This window comes from Microvirga sp. CF3062 (assembly GCF_036314045.1).
Classification (GTDB): domain Bacteria; phylum Pseudomonadota; class Alphaproteobacteria; order Rhizobiales; family Beijerinckiaceae; genus Microvirga.
The window spans coordinates 1-5882 of the sequence record NZ_JAYGGN010000018.1 but is presented as its reverse complement, the minus strand read 5'-3'; the positions used below and the strand labels follow the sequence as shown (position 1 = coordinate 5882).

At 56.1% G+C, this 5882-nt stretch carries 3 tRNA genes and 3 rRNA genes; all 6 read right to left on the bottom strand.

The annotated features are described in order from the left end of the window. Positions 1-43: 43 nt before the first annotated feature. Positions 44-120, bottom strand: a tRNA-Met gene (locus VB618_RS19685). A gap of 127 nt (positions 121-247) precedes the next feature. Continuing rightward, positions 248-363, bottom strand: a 5S ribosomal RNA gene (gene rrf / locus VB618_RS19680). A 220-nt stretch (positions 364-583) separates the two neighbouring features. Beyond that, a 23S ribosomal RNA gene (locus tag VB618_RS19675) occupies positions 584-3407 on the bottom strand. Between the two features lie 289 nt (positions 3408-3696). Then, a tRNA-Ala gene (locus VB618_RS19670) sits at positions 3697-3772 on the bottom strand. A gap of 185 nt (positions 3773-3957) precedes the next feature. After that, positions 3958-4034, bottom strand: a tRNA-Ile gene (locus VB618_RS19665). Between the two features lie 172 nt (positions 4035-4206). After that, positions 4207-5693 (bottom strand): 16S ribosomal RNA (locus VB618_RS19660). The 16S, 23S and 5S rRNA genes sit together here with 3 tRNA genes alongside, the layout of an rRNA operon. Between the last annotated feature and the right edge of the window lie 189 nt (positions 5694-5882).

The window sequence follows — 5882 nt, the reverse complement described above, 5'->3', positions numbered from 1 at the left end:
AAAAGCCCCCGCCGTTTATCACGTGCGGGGGCTTTTGAGTGTTTGGTTGCGGGGACAGGATTTGAACCTGTGACCTTCAGGTTATGAGCCTGACGAGCTACCGGGCTGCTCCACCCCGCGCCAATGATGGCCTTCAAAGCAGGCTTTGAAGGCGAAGGGCACAAACACAAACCGCGGCGCTCGAGACGAGACACCGCGGTGTGATTGTCGAAGATCAGTAAAGAGGCTTTGTGTTTGTCCTTGGCAGGCCCGGCAATGACCTACTCTCCCGGGTCTTGAGACACAGTACCATCGGCGCTGAGGAGTTTAACGGCCGAGTTCGAGATGGGATCGGGTTCTTAGCTCCTCGCTCAAATCACCGGACCGGCGAAGGACAAACAGGCAAGGGAGGCTTAGGCCTCCACCCGGAACTTTGCAGCTCCAAGGTCAAAGTCTTTCTTGTCAAAGTTGGCGCCCTCGGACCCGTCAGGGTCCGCAAGGCCGACCGGCCGCCCATGCTCGTGCATGGAACAGCCAAGCGGACGGACGTCCGCGCCGGCACTTGAGGCCAACTTAAAAATGATCACGGACAGTGATCATGAGAGCAATCAAGCCAATCGAGCGATTAGTACCAGTCAGCTCAACGCGTCACCGCGCTTACACACCTGGCCTATCAACGTGGTCGTCTTCCACGGCTCTGATAGGGAGCACTCGTTTCGAGGTGGGTTTCCCGCTTAGATGCCTTCAGCGGTTATCCCGTCCGTACATAGCTATGCTGCACTGCGGCTGGCGCCACAACAGCTCCACCAGAGGTACGTCCATCCCGGTCCTCTCGTACTAGGGACAGATCCTCTCAATACTCCTACACCCACGGCAGATAGGGACCGAACTGTCTCACGACGTTCTGAACCCAGCTCACGTACCACTTTAATCGGCGAACAGCCGAACCCTTGGGACCTTCTCCAGCCCCAGGATGTGATGAGCCGACATCGAGGTGCCAAACCTCCCCGTCGATATGGACTCTTGGGGGAGATCAGCCTGTTATCCCCGGCGTACCTTTTATCCGTTGAGCGATGGCCCACCCACGCGGGACCACCGGATCACTATAGCCGACTTTCGTCTCTGCTCGACGTGTCAGTCTCGCAGTCAAGCGGGCTTATGCTATTGCACTCGTCGAACGATTTCCGACCGTTCTGAGCCCACCTTCGCGCGCCTCCGTTACTCTTTGGGAGGCGACCGCCCCAGTCAAACTGCCTACCATGCGCTGTCCCGGACCCGGATTACGGATCGCGGTTAGACATCCATGTCTACAAGGGTGGTATTTCAAGGATGGCTCCACAAGAGCTGGCGCTCCCGCTTCATAGCCTACCACCTATCCTACACATGCCGACACGAATGCCAGCGCAAAGCTACAGTAAAGGTGCACGGGGTCTTTCCGTCTGACCGCAGGAACCCCGCATCTTCACGGGGAATTCAATTTCACTGAGTCTATGTTGGAGACAGCGGGGAAGTCGTTACGCCATTCGTGCAGGTCGGAACTTACCCGACAAGGAATTTCGCTACCTTAGGACCGTTATAGTTACGGCCGCCGTTTACCGGGGCTTCGATTCAAAGCGTGAACCTCTCCTCTTAACCTTCCGGCACCGGGCAGGCGTCAGACCCTATACGTCGTCTTGCGACTTCGCAGAGTCCTGTGTTTTAGGTAAACAGTCGCCACCCCCTAGTCTGTGCCCCTCCTGCCTGGTTGCCCAAACAGAAGGCCTCCTTATCCCGAAGTTACGGAGGTAAATTGCCGAGTTCCTTCAACATAGTTCTCTCAAGCGCCTTGGTATACTCTACCAGTCCACCTGTGTCGGTTTCGGGTACGGTCTGATGTGGGAGCTATTTCCTGGGACCCGGAAGCCGCCCGATCAATCCGATAAGATCGAACGACGATAAGGATCCGTCACTACCCACTGGCGCACGAATATTCAGCGTGCTTCCCATCGACTACGCCTTTCGGCCTCGCCTTAGGGGCCGGCTAACCCTGCGAAGATTAACTTTACGCAGGAACCCTTGGACTTTCGGCGACAGTGTCTTTCACACTGTTTGTCGTTACTCATGTCAGCATTCGCACTTCCGATATCTCCAGAGGCCCTCACGGGTCCTCCTTCACAGACTTACGGAACGCTCCGCTACCGCGCATGCAAAAGCATGCACCCTAAGCTTCGGCTCGTGGCTTGAGCCCCGTTACATTTTCGGCGCAGGAACCCTTGTTTAGACCAGTGAGCTGTTACGCTTTCTTTAAAGGATGGCTGCTTCTAAGCCAACCTCCTGGTTGTTTTGGGATTCCCACATCCTTTCCCACTTAGCCACGAATTGGGGGCCTTAGCTGTAGGTCAGGGTTGTTTCCCTCTCCACGACGGACGTTAGCACCCGCCGTGTGTCTCCCGCGCAGTCCTTCCAGGTATTCGGAGTTTGGTTAGGTTTGGTACCGCTGTGGGCGGCCCTAGCCCATCCAGTGCTCTACCCCCTGGAGGATTCACGCGAGGCGCTACCTAAATAGCTTTCGCGGAGAACCAGCTATTTCCGAGTTTGATTGGCCTTTCACCCCTAGCCACACGTCATCCGAGTCTTTTTCAACAGACACCGGTTCGGTCCTCCAGTGCGTGTTACCGCACCTTCAACCTGCACATGGCTAGATCACCCGGTTTCGGGTCTAAAGCAACGAACTCAAACGCCCTGTTCAGACTCGCTTTCGCTGCGCCTCCACCTATCGGCTTAAGCTTGCTCGTTACTTTAAGTCGCTGACCCATTATACAAAAGGTACGCAGTCACCCAGGACGAACCTTGGGCTCCTACTGTTTGTAAGCATCCGGTTTCAGGAACTGTTTCACTCCCCTCGTCGGGGTGCTTTTCACCTTTCCCTCACGGTACTAGTACACTATCGGTCGCTGAGGAGTACTTAGGCTTGGAGGGTGGTCCCCCCATGTTCAGACAGGATTTCACGTGTCCCGCCCTACTCATATCCTGCAATCACCCTGACCTGTACGGGGCTATCACCCGTTGGTGCCCGACTTTCCAGACGGTTCCAGTGAAGATCATGCAGGCATTGGCCTGATCCGCGTTCGCTCGCCACTACTAACGGAGTCTCGTTTGATGTCCTTTCCTCCGGGTACTTAGATGTTTCAGTTCCCCGGGTTCGCTTTAAACCCCTATGGATTCAGGGTCTAATACCTTCATCTGACCCCTCGTAGTGCCAACACAGAATTGCTTCGTTTAAAAAGATCCTGCACTGACAGTACAAAGGGTCGAAGGTGGGTTTCCCCATTCGGAGATTCTTGGATCAAAGCTCGTTCGCAGCTCCCCAAGACTTATCGCAGCGTACCACGTCCTTCATCGCCTCTCAGCGCCAAGGCATCCACCAGATGCTCTTACGACACTTGATTACTCTCATGATCAATGTCCGCTCGGCAGAGCCGAACAAAGATCGAATAAGAAAGACCTGTCTTCGGCTTTCGCCAAAGACATGTTTTTTTGCTTGCCAAGCATATCCGGCGCTCCTGGCTGCGGGCCAGGGCTGGTTCGCAGGAACTAGGTGTCCCGCTTGCCGAATATGCTGCCTCTTTACGATTTCAAACATCCGCGCCGCTCACCCACAAGGGGAGGGCACGAACCTCTTTGACTGATCCACGGCCCTTGCTCAGGGCCTATGGACACGTCCAAACATCAAGGAATTGGTGGAGCCTGTCGGGATCGAACCGACGACCTGAAGCTTGCAAAGCTACCGCTCTCCCAGCTGAGCTAAGGCCCCCTTGGCGAAGCCAAGGGTTTGACGCTTGGCCTCAGACGCCGGCGCAGACGTCCGTCCGCTTGGCTGTCCGCCGAGAAGTCGGCGGCGCCCGTTCGGGCTTGCGACGCTGTCGCGTCGGACCTGCGCCAACCTCTTGCAGAGGCCGACCGGCCGCCGGCGACGTTTCGCCGAACCCCAGGACAAGATGGTGGGCCTGGGACGACTCGAACGTCCGACCTCACCCTTATCAGGGGTGCGCTCTAACCACCTGAGCTACAGGCCCAGTCGATCATGGCCCCATCCCTGACGGGACAAGCCAGACCAACCGATGTTTGGATGTGAGAGAAGAGAAACGAAGACGGCAGCGTCCCGCATGTCAGGGTCTGACTGACCCTATTGTTCAAAAGAGATCCGATAGAAGCAGCCAAGGCCACTTCATAAGAGATCATCCTTAGAAAGGAGGTGATCCAGCCGCAGGTTCCCCTACGGCTACCTTGTTACGACTTCACCCCAGTCGCTGACCCTACCGTGGTCGCCTGCCCCCTTGCGGTTGGCGCAGCGCCGTCGGGTAAGACCAACTCCCATGGTGTGACGGGCGGTGTGTACAAGGCCCGGGAACGTATTCACCGTGGCGTTCTGATCCACGATTACTAGCGATTCCACCTTCATGCACTCGAGTTGCAGAGTGCAATCCGAACTGAGACGGCTTTTTAGGATTAGCTCCCCCTCGCGGGTTCGCTGCCCATTGTCACCGCCATTGTAGCACGTGTGTAGCCCAGCCCGTAAGGGCCATGAGGACTTGACGTCATCCCCACCTTCCTCTCGGCTTATCACCGGCAGTCCCCCTAGAGTGCCCAACTGAATGATGGCAACTAGGGGCGAGGGTTGCGCTCGTTGCGGGACTTAACCCAACATCTCACGACACGAGCTGACGACAGCCATGCAGCACCTGTGTTCCGGCCAGCCGAACTGAAGAGCAGTGTCTCCACTGCCCATACCGGACATGTCAAAGGCTGGTAAGGTTCTGCGCGTTGCTTCGAATTAAACCACATGCTCCACCGCTTGTGCGGGCCCCCGTCAATTCCTTTGAGTTTTAATCTTGCGACCGTACTCCCCAGGCGGAATGCTTAAAGCGTTAGCTGCGCCACTGAGCAGCAAGCTGCCCAACGGCTGGCATTCATCGTTTACGGCGTGGACTACCAGGGTATCTAATCCTGTTTGCTCCCCACGCTTTCGCGCCTCAGCGTCAGAACCGGACCAGTAAGCCGCCTTCGCCACTGGTGTTCTTGCGAATATCTACGAATTTCACCTCTACACTCGCAGTTCCACTTACCTCTTCCGGTCTCAAGCCCGACAGTATCGAAGGCAATTCTGTGGTTGAGCCACAGGCTTTCACCCCCGACTTATCAGGCCGCCTACGCGCCCTTTACGCCCAGTGATTCCGAACAACGCTAGCCCCCTTCGTATTACCGCGGCTGCTGGCACGAAGTTAGCCGGGGCTTCTTCTTCCGGTACCGTCATTATCGTCCCGGACGAAAGAGCTTTACAACCCTAAGGCCTTCATCACTCACGCGGCATGGCTGGATCAGGCTTGCGCCCATTGTCCAATATTCCCCACTGCTGCCTCCCGTAGGAGTTTGGGCCGTGTCTCAGTCCCAATGTGGCTGATCATCCTCTCAGACCAGCTACTGATCGTCGCCTTGGTAGGCCATTACCCTACCAACTAGCTAATCAGACGCGGGCCGATCCTTCAGCGATAAATCTTTCTGCTCTCGCACGTATCCGGTATTAGCCCAAGTTTCCCTGGGTTATCCCGAACTGAAGGGCACGTTCCCACGCGTTACTCACCCGTCTGCCACTCACCCCGAAGGATGCGTTCGACTTGCATGTGTTAAGCCTGCCGCCAGCGTTCGTTCTGAGCCAGGATCAAACTCTCAAGTTGAAGAATTTGATCTCGACTATGTCACTACACTCTTAATTGACAGAGCACCTCCATCTGTGGGTTTCCCCACAGCGGTGTACTCACCAAAGCATAGATCAGGTCGATGTATCTTACAGCAATTGTTGCCAATCGCCCGCAAGGACACCGCCGCCTACGCTTCTCTTCCCCTCTCAACAATGTCAAAGAGCA